We start from the raw sequence: 16,893 nt of genomic DNA, 5'->3' as shown, positions 1-16,893 counted from the left end.
GGCGAGGAGGGGTACCGCGCCTACAAGGCCTACCACGCCGCCCCGTTCGAGGGCGTGAACGAGATGATCAAGGCCTGCAACCTGCGGAACTACTCGATCTACCACTACGGCGGCCTGCTGTTCTCCTACTACGAGTACACCGGCGACGACTACGAGGCCGACATGGCCAAGATGGCGGCGGACCCCAGGACCCAGGAGTGGTGGGCGGCGGTCGGCCCCAGCATGCGGCCGTTCGGCGAGGACGGCGACTGGGAGTTCATGGAGGAGCTCTACCACCTGGACTAGGGGCCGCGCCCGCGCGGTGGGCGAAGGGCGCCCCGCCCCGCTCCGTCTGACGGACCGGGACGGGGGCTTTTGGCCGGATTCTTTTCTGCGCCGCCGTCGGCTCTGTGTCACGCCTCGCGTTTCTGGCACATGAGCAGATGGTCGGCGACCATGACCGTCTCGCCGCGCTGGTTGATGATATCGAGGTGCTCGGTCACGATGCCCTTGTCCGGGTGCTTGCGGTGGTCCTTCTTCTCGGAGACGGTGACCACGGTGTGAATGGTGTCCCCGATGAACACCGGCTTGATGAACCGAAGGTGCTCATATCCGTATGAGAAGGCGACCGGGTTCACAAAGGAGGCGGTCAGGCCGACCCCCACGGAGAACGTGAGGGTGCCGTGCGCGATGCGCTGCCCGAACTCGGTCTCCTTGCAAAACTCGGCATCCATGTGATGCGGGAAGAAGTCTCCGGTCTGCCCGGCATGAAGGACGATGTCTGCCTCGGTGATGGTGCGAGCCCCTGTCTCACGTACATCTCCGATGCGGTAATCCTCATAGTAGAAAGTCATTTCGTCCATTTCGGTCTCCTCTCTGGTGCATGCGGCACCGACTGGTCGTTGGGGCGAGGCAGCGTCATCCTCGTTGAAATCGGCGGTCCTTCGCCTCCTGCTTCACAAGTCCTGCGGTTGAGTCCGCATTTCGAATCTGCAAGGCGCTCAGGATGTCAGATGGCGATCGGTGTGCTCTCCGAGTCTGGGGGCTGCCGGGCCTCCCTTCGGGCGCTCTCCGTCGATAAGGATCGGGCAGCAGGTCGTCTCGATGCTTGCTCCGTCAGGACGCTCGACGCGCTGGACCATGTCAATCGCGTCGAATGCCGCCGTCTCCATCAGCTCGTCCCAGGAATAGACGTTCGAACACCACACATCCGCAGGTTCGAGCACGGAGAGCCAATGGTCTGTGCTGCCTGTCCGCAGGTGCTCCGCGATGACCTCCTTGATCTCATCCCGTCTTGTATGCCAGGTTTCAGGATCGGAATAGGAGAGCAATGACGGGCAGTCGATGAGCTCTCCGAGTCGGGGTATGGGGACCATCGCGAGGGCGAGATATCCGTCGGAGGTTCGGTAGATGCCGTAAGGAGCGTCGATATACGCGTTCGCATTGTTGACCGCGCTTCTCTTCGGCGGTTTCATGCCATCGTTCAGGTAGGTGGAGAACATCTCGAACTGCGCGTCCAGAAGGGATGCGAGCAGGTTCACCTCGACATGTGCCCCCGCTCCGGTCCGCTTGGCCCGAAAAACGGCGGCGAGAATTCCTTGGACGAGGTGCTGTCCGGCGAACAGGTCTCCAATCGAAAGCCCCATCGGCGTGGGCGGTTGATCGGCGTTCCCGTTGAGCCAGCAGATGCCCGAGAGCGATTGGGCGAGCAGGTCCTGGCCGGGCTTCTCGACCCAGGGGCCGGTCTTTCCGTAACCGGTCACCTCACCGTATACGATCGCGGGGTTAATCGCCCGCATGCGATCGTAATCGATGCCGAGGCGCTCAGCGACGCCGGGACGGTAGTTGACGACCATCACGTCCGCGTTCCTCACGAGCCGTTCGAGCGCCTCTCGGCACGAAGGGTCCTTGAGGTCGAGCGCGACGCTCTCCTTGTTTCGGTTGATCGCATGGAACAGGGAGCTGTCCCCGTCGATCTTGCATTCGGAGATGTACATCGTGCGGCAGATGTCGCCGATTCCGGGACGTTCGATTTTGATCACGTCCGCGCCGAGGTCCGCCAGGCGCAGCGTCGCGGACGGAGCGGAGAGGAACTGTGATAGGTCCAATACGGTAATTCCCTGCAGGGGCTTCATCGGCCATCCTCTCCATCCTGTCCGAGATCGAACTCCTCGACAATCGATCGCGTATGCTCACCGAGCCGCGGAGCTGGGCGAGAGGGACCGAAGTCCTCTCCCGAGAACCGAATCGGGCATTTGGTGGTCAGCAACTCGCCCGTTCCCGGTCTTGCGACATCTTGGATGAAATCGAGGGCGGTGAAGGCATCGTCCGCCATGAGTCGCTCCCAGGTGTAGACATCCGAGCACCAGTACTTCGCGGTCTCCAGTTTCGCAAGCCAATGGTCCGTGGTTCCGGTCATCAGAACGGATTGGATCTCGCGCTTGATCTCGTCCCGACGTGTGAACCATTCGTCGGGATCATCGAAGGATTCGATTCGCGCCGAGTCCAAGATGCGTCCAAGCTCGCTGACCGACCCCATTGCCAATGCGATATAACCGTCGGAGGTCTCGTAGATGCCGTACGGAGCGGAAAGGTAGGCATGCGCGTTGTTGTACGCGCTTCTTCTCGGCGCGCGCCTTCCGTCGTTGAGGTAGGTTGTGATGACCTCGAATTGGAGGTCGATCACGGAGGCGAGCAGGCTCACCTCGACATGGCCGCCTGCGCCGGTGGCCTCCCGTCGAATCAGGCAGCTTAAGATGCCTTCCGCGGCGTGGATGCCGGTATACGAATCGGCGAGGGAGAGCGCAAAGGGCATCGGTGGCTGGTCGGCGTTTCCATTGAGCCAGGCAAGACCTGAAAGCGATTGGACGAGCAGGTCCTGGCCGGGCTTCTTTGCCCAAGGGCTGAGCGCGCCGTAGCCCGTGATGCTCGCATACACGAGGCGGGAGTTGAGCTCCCGCACGGTTTCGTAATCCAGCCCCATCTTCCCCATGACGCCGGGGCGGAAGCTCTCGATCAACACGTCTGCGCGGCTAATCAGGCGTTTCGCCGCGGCGAGGCCTTCAGGGCTCTTGGTGTCGAGCTCGATAGACTCCTTGTTCCTGTTGATGACGTGGAAGTTCACCGCGTCACCATCGGACAGGCACCCCTCGAGAACGAGGTGTCTGGAGCCGTCGCCCGTTCGGGGACGTTCGACTTTGATGACGCGGGCGCCGAGATCGGCCAAGCGCAGGGCGCAGGATGGGCCGGCGAGGTATTGGCAGAAATCGAGGACCAGGATTCCGTCAAGGGGTTTCATCTTGCGCGGATCGCCTCCTGCAAATCGGTGGTGATAGGACGTGAAATCGCGATCATGGCGGTTCAGAGGTTCAGGGAATCGCGGTACATGCAGTCGAGCCGGTCGAGGGCTTTCACAGGATCGCCCCCATCGCGCACGTAGTCCCGGATTACGATGCCCGCATGGTCTTGGAAGTACAGGTAGCCGCTGTAACGCGGGCGAAGATAACTGGCGTCGAGCGTCGCGAGCGTGTCCTTGAAGAAGTCGAGGCTCTGTCGATTGCATTCCTCATCGAGCCAGGCCCGGCGATGGCCCGGTTGTCCGCCCGCGTCGAAGTAGATGGTTCGCTGGGTTTCGGGATCGAGGGCATAGAGGACGAACGACACCGCCTCCTCAACGTGGCGGCATCCGGATGAGACCGCCAGACCCGTGCCTCCGAGCACGCCGGTCATCATCTTTCCGCGGTATCGGATGATATCGGTTGCTTTGAGAAGGTGGGGGGCGTACCCGCGTCGTGAGTAGTTGACGTATCCATATACGAACGGGCAGTAGACCGCCGTCCCGCTGGAGCAGAGCGCCTCATGGAGCGCGATCGTATCGTACCGGAAGATGTCCCGAGGGCAGAGGGAGGCCAGCTTCCGCATATCTTCCAGCACCGCGACCCCAGTCTCGCGATCGACCACCCGGAGGTTGTTTTCCTCAGAGAACAGGGATCCGCCCGCCGTGTTGCAGAACGCGTAGAAATCCATGAGCAGGTACGTGGGCGTTGCCGCGTAGATGACGGATCCTGATTTCGCGAGTTCGAGCACATCGTCGAAGGTTCTTGGAAGATCGTCCGGCGAGATCTTGTCCGGGCGATGGACGGCGACCGGAGAGGCGGCGTCGATGGCGAGAGCGCTTTGGAAGCCGTCGAAATCATAGCTTCGATGCGACGGGCCGACCGAGTTCTCAGCCTGATCAGCGAGGAAGCTATCGGGAAGAAGCGACTGGAGGGGAAGCAGCACATTATGACGAGCCGCGAAGCCCGCCCATGGGTGGTCGATTACGAGCAGGTCGTATTCGTATGCGAGCTGCTCGATCGGCTTACTTTCGAATTCCGAGAGGGAGCGTTTCTCCCAATGGATGTCGAAACCCGGATGAAGTTCCGCGAATCGTTGGGTGACCGCTACGATCGAGGAGTATCCGCGGCTGTGGTTCCAAGTAATGCCCTTGAGCGTCGTGCCCATATAGGTCTCCGTTCCCTTCTCGTAACCCATGCGTGCTCCTTGCGCACTGAATTGAGGTTCACTTTAAGTGGTAGTACCAATACTTGTCTAGTATCTGAACAGAAAAAGCAATTGGTAGTACCAAAATACCGCTTATCTGAGTAAATCGACCGTTTACTCTTTTATATACGGCATTTTCAACTTTCAGTTGAAAATGATGATCCTAGGAGTCTATAAATTGGTGCTACCAGCTACCAGAAACCGCGGATCTGGGATGCGGGACCGTAATCCAACGATGTAAGGAGTTGGTCATGGCGACAGCATTCGGAGTTCTCTTGCTGGCCACGTTATTTCAAGGCAGTTTCGGTATATGCTTCAAGAAGTACCAACCGTTCTCATGGGAGGCGTTTTGGGCGCTCTTCTCCCTTGTGGGCGTTTTGGCGATGCCGCACATCTGGGCATTCATCGGTATCGGCGGCGATTATCTGAAATATCTCGCAGAAACCCCGCTTCCGATGCTGGTGGGCGGTGCGCTCGCGGGAATGTTCTGGGGCATCAGCTCCATCTGGTACAGCCGGGCCATCGACTACATCGGCGTCTCGCTTGTCACGGGCATCAACCTCGGTCTGTCCAACCTGCTCGGCAGCCTCGTGCCCATGGCGATTTTGGGAACCTGGCCTGAACCGGAGGTTTTCGCGCTGATCCTTATCGGTCAGGTGGTCCTGATGGTCGGAGTCGTCATCCTCTCCAAGGCCGGTTTCATGAAGAAGGCCAAGCAGGGCGAGGAGGAGTCCTCCAGCCAGCAGGGAGGCGGAAAGTCCCTGTTCATGGTGGGATTCATCATGGCTCTCGCCTCCGGTGCCGGCTCGGCGGCGCTGAACATCGGCGCGACCGCCTCCAACACCCCGGTCAATCTCGCCGTCGCTGACGGCGTCAGCTCGACGGTGGCGCCGCTGCTGCAATGGACGGTGGTCATGGCGGGCGGGTTCGTCGCGAACTTCGTCTACGCGCTCTACAAGCTCATCAAGAACAAGACGTTCTCCGATTATGTCAAGCCCGGGTGCGGGAAGGCGTATGGCAAGGTTCTTCTCACCTCATTCGTCTGGTACGCGGCTCTCGGCGTGTATGCGATCGCCACCGGATTGCTCGGAGAGCTCGGTCCCGTTATCGGCTGGATCATGTTCAACGGCCTTGCGCTCATCGTGGCGAACGCATGGGGCTTCAAGGACGGCGAGTGGACAGGGTTCCCCGGTCCGCGCAAGATCGCCCTTGCTGGAAACGCCGTGATCATCATCGCCCTTATCGTTCTGGGTATCAGTAACGGCATGTAATAACCTACTAATATTGTTATTTATCACGTTCCGACGAAATGCGTCTCGAAACCGCCCAAGACGACGGCCGTTGCGCATCCCGGATTCTTCCTCATCGCCATTTCTGTTCAGATTGGGAGTACATCATGGCAGTAGATAATGTCACCAGCATCGACGAGCTCACCTACCGTCCCGAAATGCCCGAGCATCCGCGTAACATCGTCTCCATCGGTGCAGGCGGAATCGTTCAGGGATCCCATTACCCCGCATATAAGCTCGCGGGATTCCCCGTCAAGGCGGTCTACGACCTCAACCCCGAAGCCGCCCGAAAGGCCGCTGCGGACTGGGGGGTCCCGCATGTCGCATCCTCCGTTGAGGAGCTTGTCGCATATGGAAAGAGATATGATGCCGTCTTCGACATCGCCGTTCCCGCCAACGCGACGCCCGATATCCTGCGTCAGCTTCCCGACGGGGCGGGCGTTCTCATCCAGAAGCCTATGGGTGAGAGCATCGAGCAGGCTCGGGAGATCCTGTCCATCTGCCGTGAGAAGGGCCTAGTCGCGGGAATCAACTTCCAGCTGCGCCAGGCTCCCTACATGATCGCGGTGCGCGACCTCATCGACCGCGGGGTTATCGGCGAGGTCGTCGACATCGACCACCGTCTCGTCGGTACCCAGCCGTGGAATCTCTGGCCGTTCCTGTTCCCTAAAGACCGTGTGGAGATCAACTACCATTCCATCCACTATATCGACAATATCCGCAGCCTGGTGGGCGACCCCACTGCGGTGTACTGCAAGACGATGCAGCATCCCAAGATGCGCGAGCTTGCTCAGACCCGCACCGCGATCATCATGGATTATGGCGACGACCTGCGCGTGAACCTGCACATCAATTTCAATCACGATTACGCCAAGGATTATCAGGAGTCCATTCTGAAGATCGAGGGCTTGAAGGGCGCGATCCGCGTGAAGCTCGGGCTAATGTACGACTATCCGGAGGGGGAGCCCGATCGTGTCGAGTACATCACGTACGACGACGGTGAGTGGAAAGAGCTTCCCGTACGTGGCAGCTGGTTCAACGAGGCGTTCATCGGGACGATGGGCGGCCTGATGAAGAAGCTCGACGACCCTTCGTATGTGTACATGAATTCGGTCGAAGACGCGTTCCATACCATGTGCGTCGTGGAGGCTTGCTACAAATCCAGTGCCGAAGGCGGTATCCCCGTCGACTATACCGAGTGACTACCTGCGCCCCGGGGCGATGCTAGGAGATGCTGATGATGGAAATCGTCGATACGCACGTTCATGTCTGGGACCTCGACTCCTACAGGCTCCCGTGGCTCGATAGCGAGGGGTCGGTCCTGAAGCGCACGTGGAGTACGGAGGATTACCGCGCGGAGAGCGGCAAAGGGGACGGTCTGTACTCGATCAGCCAAGCTGTGTATATCGAGGTCGATATGGCACCCGACGAACGTTCCCGAGAGAACGAATTGGCATGCTCCCTCGTGGAGGATCGCCGGACCGTGTTCGCCGGTGCATGCATAGCCGGAGACCTGACGTCGTCCGCTTTCGAAGGTTATATCGATGGCTGGTCGAAGTGTCCCCAGGTTCGCGGGGTTCGCCAAGTGCTCCATGTTCCCTCCGCGGCTCCCGGCACCTGCCTGTCTCCCCGATTTATCGAAAACGTGAGGCATCTCGGGGATCTGGGTCTCGTGTTCGAGGGGTGCGTGCGCTGTCCCGAATTGGGCGATCTCGCCGTCGTGGCGCGCGAGTGCCCTGACACCGTCATCGTGCTCGACCATATGGGAATCGTGGACGCCGATGTCATGGCCCGCACGACTCCTACCGCCGATGAGCGAGCCTACCAGGACGCATGGCGCAAGAACATGCGGGAACTGGGTTCCCTTCCCAATGTGATATGCAAGGTCTCCGGGTTGAACCCGAGCGGGGAGTGGAGCATCGAAGGGCTCGCGCGCTCCGTCGGCGTCGCGCTCGAGTGCTTCGATGCAGACAAGCTGATGTTCGCCAGCAATTTCCCGGTCCTTAACGTCGCGATGAGCTTCGATGAATGGACCAGGGCGATGCTCGAGATCACCGACAGCCTTGATGCCGGAGACCGCGAGGCGCTGTTCTCGGGAAACGCTCGCAGGGTGTATCGGCTGTCCTAGAACGTGAGGCAACGGGCACGGATCCATCGTGCCCCATAATAGAAAGGAATGGAATATGGGCAAGATCCAGCGCTTCGGCTCCGTCTCGCGCGTGAACGGCGAGGAGGGGTACCGCGCCTACAAGGCCTACCACGCCGCCCCGTTCGAGGGCGTGAACGAGATGATCAAGGCCTGCAACCTGCGGAACTACTCGATCTACCACTACGGCGGCCTGCTGTTCTCCTACTACGAGTACACCGGCGACGACTACGAGGCCGACATGGCCAAGATGGCGGCGGACCCCAGGACCCAGGAGTGGTGGGCGGCGGTCGTGCCCTGCATGAAGCCGCTCACCGAGGACGGACCCTGGGTCGATATGGAGGAGCTCTACCACCTGGACTAAATCCGGGGATACACGAATTGTCGGTATCGGGTGGCGTGACGTTTGTCCGCGCCACCCTTGCTTATTGGAAGGAACGATTATGGAAGGACTGTATGTCGCGTCGGTAGTGCCGTTTGCGGATGATGGGCGAATCTCCGACGAGGTTATCCGCCAAATGATAGAGACCAACCTGAAGGAGGGCGCCGCGGGGTTCTTCGTCGCAGGGTCCTCAGGGGAGTGTTTCCTTCTCACGCCGGAGGAGCGCATCCATCTATTCGAGGTCTTCGCCGAGTACCGCGACCGCTGTACGCTTTTCGCCCATGTGGGCTCTTGCGGAACCGATGAGGCCGTTCGCTATGCTCGAGCGGCCAAAGACATGGGTTATGAGAGGATTGCTGCGACGCCTCCGATTTACTTTGGTTATTCATCCCACGCGGTGGCGGGATATTATGACGCTCTTTCCGATGCGGTCGGGGAGGGCATCTACTACTACAACATTCCGATGAACACGCACCGTGCGCTCAATCTGTACGACCCCGATACCCGTGCGATGTTCGCCTCGGGTGCCATCGCCGGGGTGAAGCACACGAATCTCGATCTTTATGAGATGGAGCGTCTGCGCGCCATCAATCCTTCGCTCAAGTGTTTCGGAGGCTTTGAGAACGAGATGGTGGCGTTTCTGGCGATGGGGTGCGACGGGTTCATCGGGTCGACGTTCAACTTCATGCTCCCACATTACCGGAGGGTTCTCCAGGCGTTCACGGAGGGGCGGATCGATGAGGCGCGGAGTTTGCAGGTCCGTGCGAATAACATCATGGAGGCGATCATGGGGGCGGGGCTCTTCCCCTCGATCAAGCACATCCTCTCCCAGCGGGGGGTCTCCGTTGGGGCAATGAGGAAGCCGTTCGAGGGGCTATCCGACGACGTTGCCGCGCACGTCGACGGGGTCGTCGCTGCCAATCTCGTGGAATAAAGCCGAAGGATCGAGCTGCGCGAAGTTCGACATGGGCCCGCAGATGCGACGGCAATCGCGTTTGCGGGCCTTTTCATGGAAGCGTCTCCCGTGCTCGGTCAGCGGATGGGACCGGATGCCGATCAGAATTCGGTCAGCTGCTTGACGGAGCTGGTGAAGAAGCTATCCACCGTGGATGCGAAAATCTCGCGGTCATCCTGGTTGAATGCCTTGAGAATACGCGTGCGCCAAAGAATGGCGCTATCGCTGGACGCGGGAACGGAAAGAATCCGACGAGCCGAATCGTGGCGTAGGACGATCATGGTGTCCATAAGCTTCGCGTAGATTCCGTTTCCGCAGCGCTCCCCGACGTAGGTGTCGATCTCGTCGAGCAAGTCCAGGAGGTCGTCGAGGTCCACGCTCGCGGGGTCGAGTTCGAGGAGCTGCTCGGAATACCTTTGCAGCACCTGCACGACCTCGTCGGTGCGATGGTCGTAGCAGGAGAGATAGACGGTCTCCTCGATGAGCCTGCGGGCGTCGTAGAGATCGGAGACGTTGGAGAGCTCCCGGTGGAAGCTCCAAAGAAGGGTCTCGCGGGGTATCTGCCCTCCCTTTTCGGAGACGAAAGAACCCCCTCCGGGCTTGATCTCGATAAGACCGATAAGGGAGAGCGCCCGGAGCGCCTCCCTGATACGGCTGCGCGTCACCCCGAACATCGTTGCGAGCGAGCGCTCGTCGGGCAGACGCTCGCCCGGTTCGAGTTCGCCCGAGGTGATCTTGCCGGCAAGCTGGCTCATGACCTGCTCGGTCAGCGTTTCCTTTTTCACAGGTTCCACCTGCATGGAGCTACCTTTCGTAGTTGTGCGCCTGTATAGGATGGTAGCACGATATCCGTGGGGAACGGGTCCGGTTATGCGGAGACGACACTTGTCGCGACGCCTCCCTTCCCTCTGCGTCTCATCGGAAAACGCGCTTCATCGGGACTGAGCCAGGCGAAGGGGATTGTATTTTCCGGGTACTGGACCATCAGAGTTTGGTATATTGGTGGTACCAAAATTGCGCGGTGCCGATGATGCGCGCATCGCGGTTCTTTAGGGAGGCAACATGGCCAATCGCATCGTTTTGAACACCATCTCCTATCACGGGGCGGGCGCGATCAAGGAGATCCCGGGCGAGATCACCCGCCGCGGGTTCCAGAAGGTCTTCGTCTGCACGGACCCCGACCTCGTGAAGTTCGGCGTCGCCGCCAAGGTGACCGACCTGCTCGACGAGGCGGGCATCGCCTGGAGCCTCTACTCCGAGATTAAGCCCAACCCCACCATCAAGAACGTCCAGGACGGCGTCGAGGCTTATCAGGCCGCCGAGGCCGACTGCATCGTGACCATCGGCGGCGGCTCCGCCATGGACACCGCGAAGGCCATCGGCATCATCATCAACAACCCCGAGTTCGCCGACGTGCGCTCGCTCGAGGGCGTCGCCCCCACCAAGAACCACGCGGTGTTCACCATCGCCGTGCCCACCACCGCCGGCACCGCCGCCGAGGTCACCATCAACTACGTCATCACCGACGTGGAGAAGGTCCGCAAGTTCGTGTGCGTCGACACCAACGACGCCCCCGAGGTCGCCGTCGTCGACCCCGAGATGATGGCCACCATGCCCGCGGGCCTCACCGCCTCGACCGGCATGGACGCGCTCACCCATGCCATCGAGGGCTATACCACCCGCGGTGCCTGGGAGCTCACCGACATGTTCCACCTCAAGGCCATCGAGCTCATCTCCAAGAACCTGCGCGACGCCGTGGCCGAGGCCAAGAGCGGCCAGCCCGGGAGCGGCCGCGAGGGCATGGCGCTCGCCCAGTACATCGCCGGCATGGGCTTCTCCAACGTCGGCCTGGGCATCGACCACGCCATGGCGCACACCCTGTCCGCCCACTACGACACCCCGCACGGCGTCGCCTGCGCCATGCTGCTGCCCATCGCCATGGAGTTCAACAAGCCGGTCGTGGCGGAGCGCCTGGCCGACGTCGCCGTCGCCATGGGCGTCGACACCGCCGGCATGACGACCGACGAGGCCGCCGACGCCGCCATCGCCGCGGTGCGCCAGCTGTCCGCCGACGTGGACATCCCGACGGTCTGCGAGGCCATCACCGAGGACGAGCTCGACCAGATCGCCGACGACGCGCTGGCCGACGCCTGCTACCCGGGCAACCCGCGCGACGCCGACCATGAGACCGTCGTGGAGCTGTTCCGCAAGATCATGAAGTAGGAATCCGGCTCTGCCGAGACCGCCCGTTCCCCGCGATGGGGCGCGGGCGGTCCGGTCCGCGCCCCTTCCGCCGCGTGCGGTCGCCGCCCGGTATCGGCGGCGCGCAACGCCCCACCCGGGCGCCTCCGCGCGCAACCCGCCTCCCATCCCCTGGACAGGAAACCAGATGTCCAGGGGATGGGAGGCGGTCCGGTTCGGGGAGCTGCAGGTGAAGACGCGATCGTATGCACGTGCGCGAGGGCGCGTCGCATGTCGGGGACCGGGCTACCGCCCGCCGCCGACCGCCGTCACGCAGCCGCCGCCGAGCACGGTGTCGCCCTCGTAGACCACGACCGCCTGGCCGGGCGCGATGCCGCGCTGCGGGCGGGTGAAATCGATGCGCACGCCGCCCGCGGCCCCTGCCCGCGCGTCTACCAGGCTCATGCGCGCCTCCTGGTCGGGCTGGTGGTAGCGGATCTTCGCGGCGACGGGCGCGCCGTCCTCTCCGGCCGCCGCCATGAGCTCCTCGCAGCGCGCCGCGGGCGCGCTCCAGATCCAGTCGTGCGCGACGAGCGAGCCGGCCATGAGGTCCTCGACGCCGCCGAGGGTGACCGTGTTCGCCTCGACGTCGAGCGCGGTGACGTAGAGCGGGTGCGCCGCCGCGACCCCGAGGCCCTTGCGCTGGCCGATGGTGTAGCGCAGGGCGCCGCGATGGCGGCCGATGACGCGCCCGTCGCGGTCGAGCACGTCCCCCTCCGGGAGGCTCCTGCCGTCGCGCCGCTCGATGAAGGAGGCGAAGTCGTCGTCGCCCACGAAGCAGATGCCCTGGCTGTCGGGTTTCTCAGCGGAGGAGAGCCCCTGCTCGCGCGCGATGCGGCGCACGTCGGCCTCCTTGCCGAGGCCGCCGAGGGGCAGAAGGACGTGCGCCAGCCGCTCCTGCGTGAGCGAGTAGAGCACGTAGCTCTGGTCCTTGGCGGCGTCTGCCCCGCGCCTCAGCTCCCATGCGCCCCGTGCGCACTCGACGCGGGCGTAGTGCCCGGTCGCGATGTAGTCGAAGCCCTCCTCGAGGGCGTGATCGAGCAGGGCGCCGAACTTGAGGTACCGGTTGCAGTCGATGCAGGGGTTGGGGGTCGCGCCCGCTCGATAGGTGCGGACGAACTTCTCCACGACCTCGCGCTCGAAGACCGGGCGCAGGTCGATGACGCGATGGGGGATGCCCAGGCGCGCCGCCGTGGCGGCGGCGTCCTCGATATCGGAGAGCGAGCAGCAGGTGCGCGCCCCCTCCTCGTCGAGCCGGCGCGTGCACGCGAGGCGCATCGTCGCGCCCGCGCATTCGTAGCCCTGGCTCTTGAGCAGGTAGGCGGTCACGCTCGAGTCGACGCCGCCGCTCATGGCGACCAGCACGTGTCCCCGTGAGGCCATCCGCATCCCCTTTCCGTCTCGTGTCCCGCGCCATGGTACCCGATGCCGCCTCCCGGCGCCATGCGCCGCCGCGGACGGCCCGGTCGGGGGTCCGCGGCGGCGCGGTGCATCGGTCCGTGTCCGACGGGGCGCCGGCTACTCGGCGTCGGCGAACAGCGCGGTGGAGAGGTAGCGCTCCCCGGTGTCCGGCAGCAGGGCGACGATGGTCTTGGCCTCGTTCTCCGGCCGCCGCGCCAGCTCGATGGCCGCCCACAGGGCGGCTCCCGATGAGATGCCCGCCAGCACGCCCTCGGTTCGGGCGAGCGCGCGGGCCGCCGCGAAGGCGTCCTCGTCAGCGACGGGGACGACCTCGTCGTAGATCGTCGTGTCGAGGACCGCGGGGATGAAGCCGGCGCCGATGCCCTGGATGCCGTGCGGGCCTGCCTGCCCGCCCTCGAGGACGGGGGAGCCGGCCGGCTCGACGGCCACGATGCGCACGTCCGGCTTGCGGGCGCGCAGGTAGCGGCCGACGCCGGTGACGGTGCCGCCGGTGCCCGCCCCCGCGACGAACACGTCGACGGCGCCCTCGGTGTCCTCCCAGATCTCCGGGCCGGTGGTCGCCTCGTGCGCGGCGGGGTTCGAGGGGTTCTCGAACTGCCCGGCGACGATGCTGCCCGGGATCTCGCGGGCGAGCTCCTCGGCGCGGGCGATGGCGCCCGCCATGCCCTGCGCCCCGGGGGTGAGCACGACCTCGGCGCCGTAGGCGGCCATGAGGCGCCGGCGCTCGGGGCTCATGGTGTCGGGCATGGTGACGACCATGCGGTACCCCCGTGCCGCGGCGAGCGCGGCGAGCCCGATGCCGGTGTTGCCGCTCGTGGGCTCGATGATGGTCGACCCGCGGTCCGGGGAGATCCTCCCGGATGCCTCCGCGTCATCGAGCATCTGGCGCGCCACGCGGTCCTTGACGGAGCCGGCGGGGTTGAAGCGCTCGAGCTTCACGAGGACGCGTGCGGACAGGCCGAGCTCGCGCTCGGTCCGGGCGAGCTCGAGCAGGGGCGTGCGGCCGATGAGCTGATCGACCGAGGTGTAGACGTTCATGATTCCTCCTGTATCCCGGATGGGCGGCGCCATCGGGGCGAAATAATCCTATCAAGTAACTAGGGATTATAGGATCGACGGGTGCCTGGCGCAAGCCCGCCGCCCGGCATCCGCCCCGCACTTCGATTGTACGGCTGGATCCGAGGTCGCAAGGGGTGTCGTTCCTTGAATTAGCGACCCCTCCATTTCAGGCATCGTAGCTGCGAGCTTGCGGTGAATTTGGTATCCTGATACCGAAACCGGACAAGAAGGGGGGAGACGACCATGTTGGTGTCAACGAAAGGGCGGTACGCGCTGCGCGTCATGGTCGATCTCGCCGAGAACCAAGGCGACGGACGCATACCTCTGAAGGAGATAGCCGAGCGTCAGGACGTGTCGGAGAAGTACCTCGAGAACATCCTCTCGACGCTCGTCCGCGCGCAGCTGCTCTCGGGCATGCGCGGCAAGGGCGGCGGGTACCGTCTCACCCGGCCCGCTCACGAGTACGCGGTGGGGGAGGTCCTGCGCCTCACCGAGGGCAGCCTCGCCCCGGTCTCATGCCTGGAGGGCAGCCGCCGCGGCTGCGACCGCGCAGGCGAGTGCCCGACCGTCGGCATGTGGTCGCGCTTGGACTCCATGATCGCCGAGTACCTCGACTCGATCTCCATCGCCGACCTCGCCTCCGCCCCGCGCGGCGTCGCCTGCCTCGACTGACGCCTCTCCCGCGCGCCGGCGGCCTCAGGCGTCCTTGGTGACGGCTCCCAGAACCGAGCACATGATGCTGATGACGATGCCGCCGATGAACGCCGCCCCGAAGCCCGAGATGGCGATGCCCGCCCCGAGCAGGTTGACCGACAGCGAGCCGGCGAGCTCGAGCATGAGGCTGTTGATGACGAGCTGGAAGATCCCGAGCGTGAGGATGGTGACGGGAAGCGAGATCACGCTGAGGATCGGCTTCACGAGCGAGTTCACCAGGCCGAGGAACAGGCCCGTGAAGGCGAAGCACACCCATGCCTCGGCGGGGCCGAACGGCTCGATGCCCGGCACGACGTAGGCCGCGATGGCGATGGCGATGGAAGTGAGCAGCCAGTTGAGGATGAACCGCATGGTCGTCCGCCTTTCGGGTCCGCCCCGCGCGGGCGGCGGGGCGCTATGATGGTCGGGATGATTCTTCCACAGGAAAGGCCGTCCGTTGCAGCCAAGCCCCCATTACGGTGACCCGTCCACAGCAAACGCGCATGCCGCCGCCGACGGCTCGAGGGTCATCTCGCTCTTCGTCTTCAACACGGACGTGCATCTGCACGCCTACGCGCCGGACGGCGCCGACCCGGCGGACCCCGCCGTCGCCGCCGAGCTCGACGGCGCGCTGGCGGCCTGCCGCGACCGGTGCCTGTACTTCGAGCGCAGGCTGTCGCGCACGCGCCCGGACTCCGACATCTCCCGCGCCCATGCGGCCTCGCCCGACCCCGTCCCCGTGGCGCCCGAGACCGCCGACCTCACGCGGCGCGCGCTGGGGTACTGCGCGGCGAGCGGGGGCCGCTTCGACATCACCATGGGGACGGTCACGTCCCTGTGGGACTTCCATGCGGGCACGGTGCCCTCGCGGCGCGACATCGCCCGCGCCCTCCCGCATGTGGGTTTCCGCCATATCGCGGTGGGCGAGGGGGAGGGGGGAGCCCCGACCCTCGCCATCGACGACCCGCGGACCGTGCTCGACCTGGGCGGCATCGCCAAGGGGTACGTCGCCGACGACCTCGCCGGGCTGCTCGCGGGCCGCGGGGTGACCCGCTTCGCGATCAACCTGGGGGGCAACGTGCTCGTGCGCGGCGGGCGGCCGGGGGGTCCCGGCTCGCGCGCGGGCGCGCCGTGGCGCATCGGCATCGTGAACCCGCTCGACCCGGCGCATAGCCGCGCGATCGTGGAGGTCGCCGACGGGTCCGTGGTGACGAGCGGCCTGCACGAGCGGCGGTTCACGCGCGGCGGCATCACCTACCACCACATCCTGGACCCGGCCGACGGCAGGCCGGCGCGCACCGACCTGACGAGCGCGACCATCGTCGCGGCGCGCTCCATCGACTGCGACGGGTGGTCGACCACGGCACTCATGGCCGGGTCGCGCGCGGCGCTCGACCTCATCGGGGGGCTGCCCGGGATCGAGGCGGTCCTGATCGACGACGCCGACCGGGTGTCGTGGACGGACGGCGTCGCGGAGCGGCTCTCCCTCGTGCCCACGCTCCCGCGCCTGTAGCGCGGCGTTCCCCCGACCGTCCCGGAAGCAGCCGCTCGTCGGTACGGGTTCCACTTTAGCGCGATGGTGTGATACACTGCATGCGGCGGGTCCGGTCAGCCCTGCACTGTGAATAGAATCCTTGCGCAGGAGCCCGCCGCCAGTATGCTCTCTATACGTTTCTAGCGGATACGGCGGTACGTCATGAATATCGAGAAGATGTTTGAGCGCGGCGACGTCGAGCAGCTCGTGCGCTCGGTCCTGCTGCTCGAGAACGAGGAGGACGTTCGCGCGTTCCTCACCGACCTATGCACCCCGCGAGAGATCTGCGACTTCGCGCAGCGCCTGCAGGTGGCGCGCTACCTCGACGAGGGCGAGCCCTATGTCGAGGTCCAGGCGCGCACGGGGGCGTCGTCCACCACGGTGAGCCGCGTGTCCAAAGCGCTCAACGGCGAGCAGGGCGGGTACCGCCGCATCCTGATCAAGCTCGAGGACCAGGAGCGCGGCCGCGCCTAGGGGCGCGGGCGGCGCGGGCGGTCGGGCGGTGTGGGCCCCGACCGCCTCGGACCGAGACGCGGGGGCCGTACGGCTCCCGCGTTTTTTGTGGAGCGCCGTCGCGGCGGGGCCGGTGGCGCGCGGTCGCGCGGGGCCGCCCGCGGCGCGCTGTCCGCGCGGGCGTGTACGATAGGGTGC

The 16,893-nt window shown here is 64.3% G+C and carries 18 protein-coding genes; 10 read left to right on the top strand and 8 right to left on the bottom strand.

Features of this window, described 5'->3' with window-relative positions:
• On the top strand, positions 1-285 hold a 285-nt coding region (locus tag PHA29_RS08140; RefSeq protein WP_270849114.1), incomplete at its 5' end, for an L-rhamnose mutarotase.
• Between the two features lie 107 nt (positions 286-392).
• Here PHA29_RS08140 and PHA29_RS08135 read toward each other — a convergent pair.
• The 4 genes from PHA29_RS08135 to PHA29_RS08120 form a co-directional block, all read right to left on the bottom strand.
• Complete coding sequence (locus tag PHA29_RS08135) at positions 393-842, bottom strand: MaoC family dehydratase (RefSeq protein WP_270849111.1); 450 nt, start codon at positions 840-842, stop codon at positions 393-395.
• Positions 843-980: 138 nt separating this feature from the next.
• The gene (locus PHA29_RS08130) at positions 981-2,114 is read right to left on the bottom strand and encodes a CaiB/BaiF CoA transferase family protein (protein WP_270849110.1); all 1,134 of its coding nucleotides are present in this window, start codon (positions 2,112-2,114) and stop codon (positions 981-983) included.
• Complete coding sequence (locus PHA29_RS08125) at positions 2,111-3,277, bottom strand: CaiB/BaiF CoA transferase family protein (RefSeq protein ID WP_270849109.1); 1,167 nt, start codon at positions 3,275-3,277, stop codon at positions 2,111-2,113. Before PHA29_RS08125 ends, PHA29_RS08130 begins: the two co-directional genes overlap by 4 nt.
• A gap of 62 nt (positions 3,278-3,339) precedes the next feature.
• A complete protein-coding gene (locus PHA29_RS08120) occupies positions 3,340-4,512 on the bottom strand; it encodes a type 2 periplasmic-binding domain-containing protein (protein ID WP_270849108.1) in 1,173 nt (390 codons plus the stop codon).
• 260 nt (positions 4,513-4,772) lie between these two features.
• Between PHA29_RS08120 and PHA29_RS08115 the strand changes: the two genes are divergently transcribed.
• From PHA29_RS08115 to PHA29_RS08095, 5 genes are all read left to right on the top strand, one after another.
• Positions 4,773-5,792, top strand: coding sequence for an L-rhamnose/proton symporter RhaT (locus PHA29_RS08115; protein WP_270849106.1), 1,020 nt, complete (start codon positions 4,773-4,775; stop codon positions 5,790-5,792).
• Between the two features lie 125 nt (positions 5,793-5,917).
• The gene (locus tag PHA29_RS08110; RefSeq protein ID WP_270849104.1) at positions 5,918-7,012 is read left to right on the top strand and encodes a Gfo/Idh/MocA family protein; all 1,095 of its coding nucleotides are present in this window, start codon (positions 5,918-5,920) and stop codon (positions 7,010-7,012) included.
• Positions 7,013-7,047: 35 nt separating this feature from the next.
• Positions 7,048-7,938 (top strand): amidohydrolase family protein, encoded by an 891-nt coding sequence (locus tag PHA29_RS08105; RefSeq protein WP_270849103.1) that lies wholly within the window; start codon positions 7,048-7,050, stop codon positions 7,936-7,938.
• A 55-nt stretch (positions 7,939-7,993) separates the two neighbouring features.
• Entirely contained in the window at positions 7,994-8,320 is a 327-nt protein-coding gene (locus PHA29_RS08100) for an L-rhamnose mutarotase (protein WP_270849100.1), read from the top strand.
• A 79-nt stretch (positions 8,321-8,399) separates the two neighbouring features.
• Positions 8,400-9,272: a dihydrodipicolinate synthase family protein gene (locus PHA29_RS08095; protein ID WP_270849098.1), complete on the top strand. Its 873-nt coding sequence runs from the start codon at positions 8,400-8,402 to the stop codon at positions 9,270-9,272.
• A 122-nt stretch (positions 9,273-9,394) separates the two neighbouring features.
• Here PHA29_RS08095 and PHA29_RS08090 read toward each other — a convergent pair whose 3' ends face one another.
• Complete coding sequence (locus tag PHA29_RS08090) at positions 9,395-10,093, bottom strand: FadR/GntR family transcriptional regulator (protein ID WP_270849096.1); 699 nt, start codon at positions 10,091-10,093, stop codon at positions 9,395-9,397.
• 262 nt (positions 10,094-10,355) lie between these two features.
• Here PHA29_RS08090 and fucO point away from each other — a divergent pair, with 262 nt between their 5' ends.
• On the top strand, positions 10,356-11,516 hold the full coding sequence (gene fucO / locus PHA29_RS08085) for a lactaldehyde reductase (protein WP_270405550.1): 1,161 nt from the start codon (positions 10,356-10,358) through the stop codon (positions 11,514-11,516).
• 264 nt (positions 11,517-11,780) lie between these two features.
• Here fucO and mnmA read toward each other — a convergent pair whose 3' ends face one another.
• Positions 11,781-12,917, bottom strand: coding sequence for a tRNA 2-thiouridine(34) synthase MnmA (gene mnmA / locus PHA29_RS08080; protein WP_270849094.1), 1,137 nt, complete (start codon positions 12,915-12,917; stop codon positions 11,781-11,783).
• Positions 12,918-13,052: 135 nt separating this feature from the next.
• Positions 13,053-13,994, bottom strand: a complete 942-nt coding sequence (gene cysK, locus PHA29_RS08075; protein WP_408612043.1) for a cysteine synthase A — start codon at positions 13,992-13,994, stop codon at positions 13,053-13,055.
• Positions 13,995-14,258: 264 nt separating this feature from the next.
• Between cysK and PHA29_RS08070 the strand changes: the two genes are divergently transcribed.
• Positions 14,259-14,687: an RrF2 family transcriptional regulator gene (locus PHA29_RS08070; RefSeq protein WP_270849092.1), complete on the top strand. Its 429-nt coding sequence runs from the start codon at positions 14,259-14,261 to the stop codon at positions 14,685-14,687.
• A gap of 24 nt (positions 14,688-14,711) precedes the next feature.
• Here the strand turns inward: PHA29_RS08070 and PHA29_RS08065 are convergent, their stop codons facing one another.
• On the bottom strand, positions 14,712-15,080 hold the full coding sequence (locus PHA29_RS08065) for a phage holin family protein (protein ID WP_270849090.1): 369 nt from the start codon (positions 15,078-15,080) through the stop codon (positions 14,712-14,714).
• A gap of 85 nt (positions 15,081-15,165) precedes the next feature.
• Between PHA29_RS08065 and PHA29_RS08060 the strand changes: the two genes are divergently transcribed.
• Entirely contained in the window at positions 15,166-16,221 is a 1,056-nt protein-coding gene (locus tag PHA29_RS08060) for an FAD:protein FMN transferase (protein WP_270849088.1), read from the top strand.
• A gap of 183 nt (positions 16,222-16,404) precedes the next feature.
• Positions 16,405-16,716 (top strand): YerC/YecD family TrpR-related protein, encoded by a 312-nt coding sequence (locus PHA29_RS08055; protein ID WP_270405545.1) that lies wholly within the window; start codon positions 16,405-16,407, stop codon positions 16,714-16,716.
• Positions 16,717-16,893 lie beyond the last annotated feature (177 nt).

It is taken from the genome of Candidatus Collinsella stercoripullorum (genome assembly GCF_027669965.1).
GTDB lineage: Bacteria > Actinomycetota > Coriobacteriia > Coriobacteriales > Coriobacteriaceae > Collinsella > Collinsella stercoripullorum.
This window is presented reverse-complemented; position numbering and strand designations above follow the sequence as displayed.

Coding starts and splice junctions, on each gene's coding strand:
- PHA29_RS08130 (WP_270849110.1), bottom strand. CDS start 2,114: ATGAAGCCCCTGCAGGGAATTACCGTATTGGACCTATCACAGTTCCTC.
- fucO (WP_270405550.1), top strand. CDS start 10,356: ATGGCCAATCGCATCGTTTTGAACACCATCTCCTATCACGGGGCGGGC.
- PHA29_RS08105 (WP_270849103.1), top strand. CDS start 7,048: ATGATGGAAATCGTCGATACGCACGTTCATGTCTGGGACCTCGACTCC.
- PHA29_RS08110 (WP_270849104.1), top strand. CDS start 5,918: ATGGCAGTAGATAATGTCACCAGCATCGACGAGCTCACCTACCGTCCC.
- PHA29_RS08125 (WP_270849109.1), bottom strand. CDS start 3,277: ATGAAACCCCTTGACGGAATCCTGGTCCTCGATTTCTGCCAATACCTC.
- PHA29_RS08135 (WP_270849111.1), bottom strand. CDS start 842: ATGGACGAAATGACTTTCTACTATGAGGATTACCGCATCGGAGATGTA.
- PHA29_RS08115 (WP_270849106.1), top strand. CDS start 4,773: ATGGCGACAGCATTCGGAGTTCTCTTGCTGGCCACGTTATTTCAAGGC.
- PHA29_RS08100 (WP_270849100.1), top strand. CDS start 7,994: ATGGGCAAGATCCAGCGCTTCGGCTCCGTCTCGCGCGTGAACGGCGAG.
- PHA29_RS08070 (WP_270849092.1), top strand. CDS start 14,259: ATGTTGGTGTCAACGAAAGGGCGGTACGCGCTGCGCGTCATGGTCGAT.
- PHA29_RS08120 (WP_270849108.1), bottom strand. CDS start 4,512: ATGGGTTACGAGAAGGGAACGGAGACCTATATGGGCACGACGCTCAAG.
- cysK (WP_408612043.1), bottom strand. CDS start 13,994: ATGAACGTCTACACCTCGGTCGATCAGCTCATCGGCCGCACGCCCCTG.
- PHA29_RS08090 (WP_270849096.1), bottom strand. CDS start 10,093: ATGCAGGTGGAACCTGTGAAAAAGGAAACGCTGACCGAGCAGGTCATG.
- PHA29_RS08055 (WP_270405545.1), top strand. CDS start 16,405: ATGAATATCGAGAAGATGTTTGAGCGCGGCGACGTCGAGCAGCTCGTG.
- PHA29_RS08065 (WP_270849090.1), bottom strand. CDS start 15,080: ATGCGGTTCATCCTCAACTGGCTGCTCACTTCCATCGCCATCGCCATC.
- PHA29_RS08095 (WP_270849098.1), top strand. CDS start 8,400: ATGGAAGGACTGTATGTCGCGTCGGTAGTGCCGTTTGCGGATGATGGG.
- mnmA (WP_270849094.1), bottom strand. CDS start 12,917: ATGGCCTCACGGGGACACGTGCTGGTCGCCATGAGCGGCGGCGTCGAC.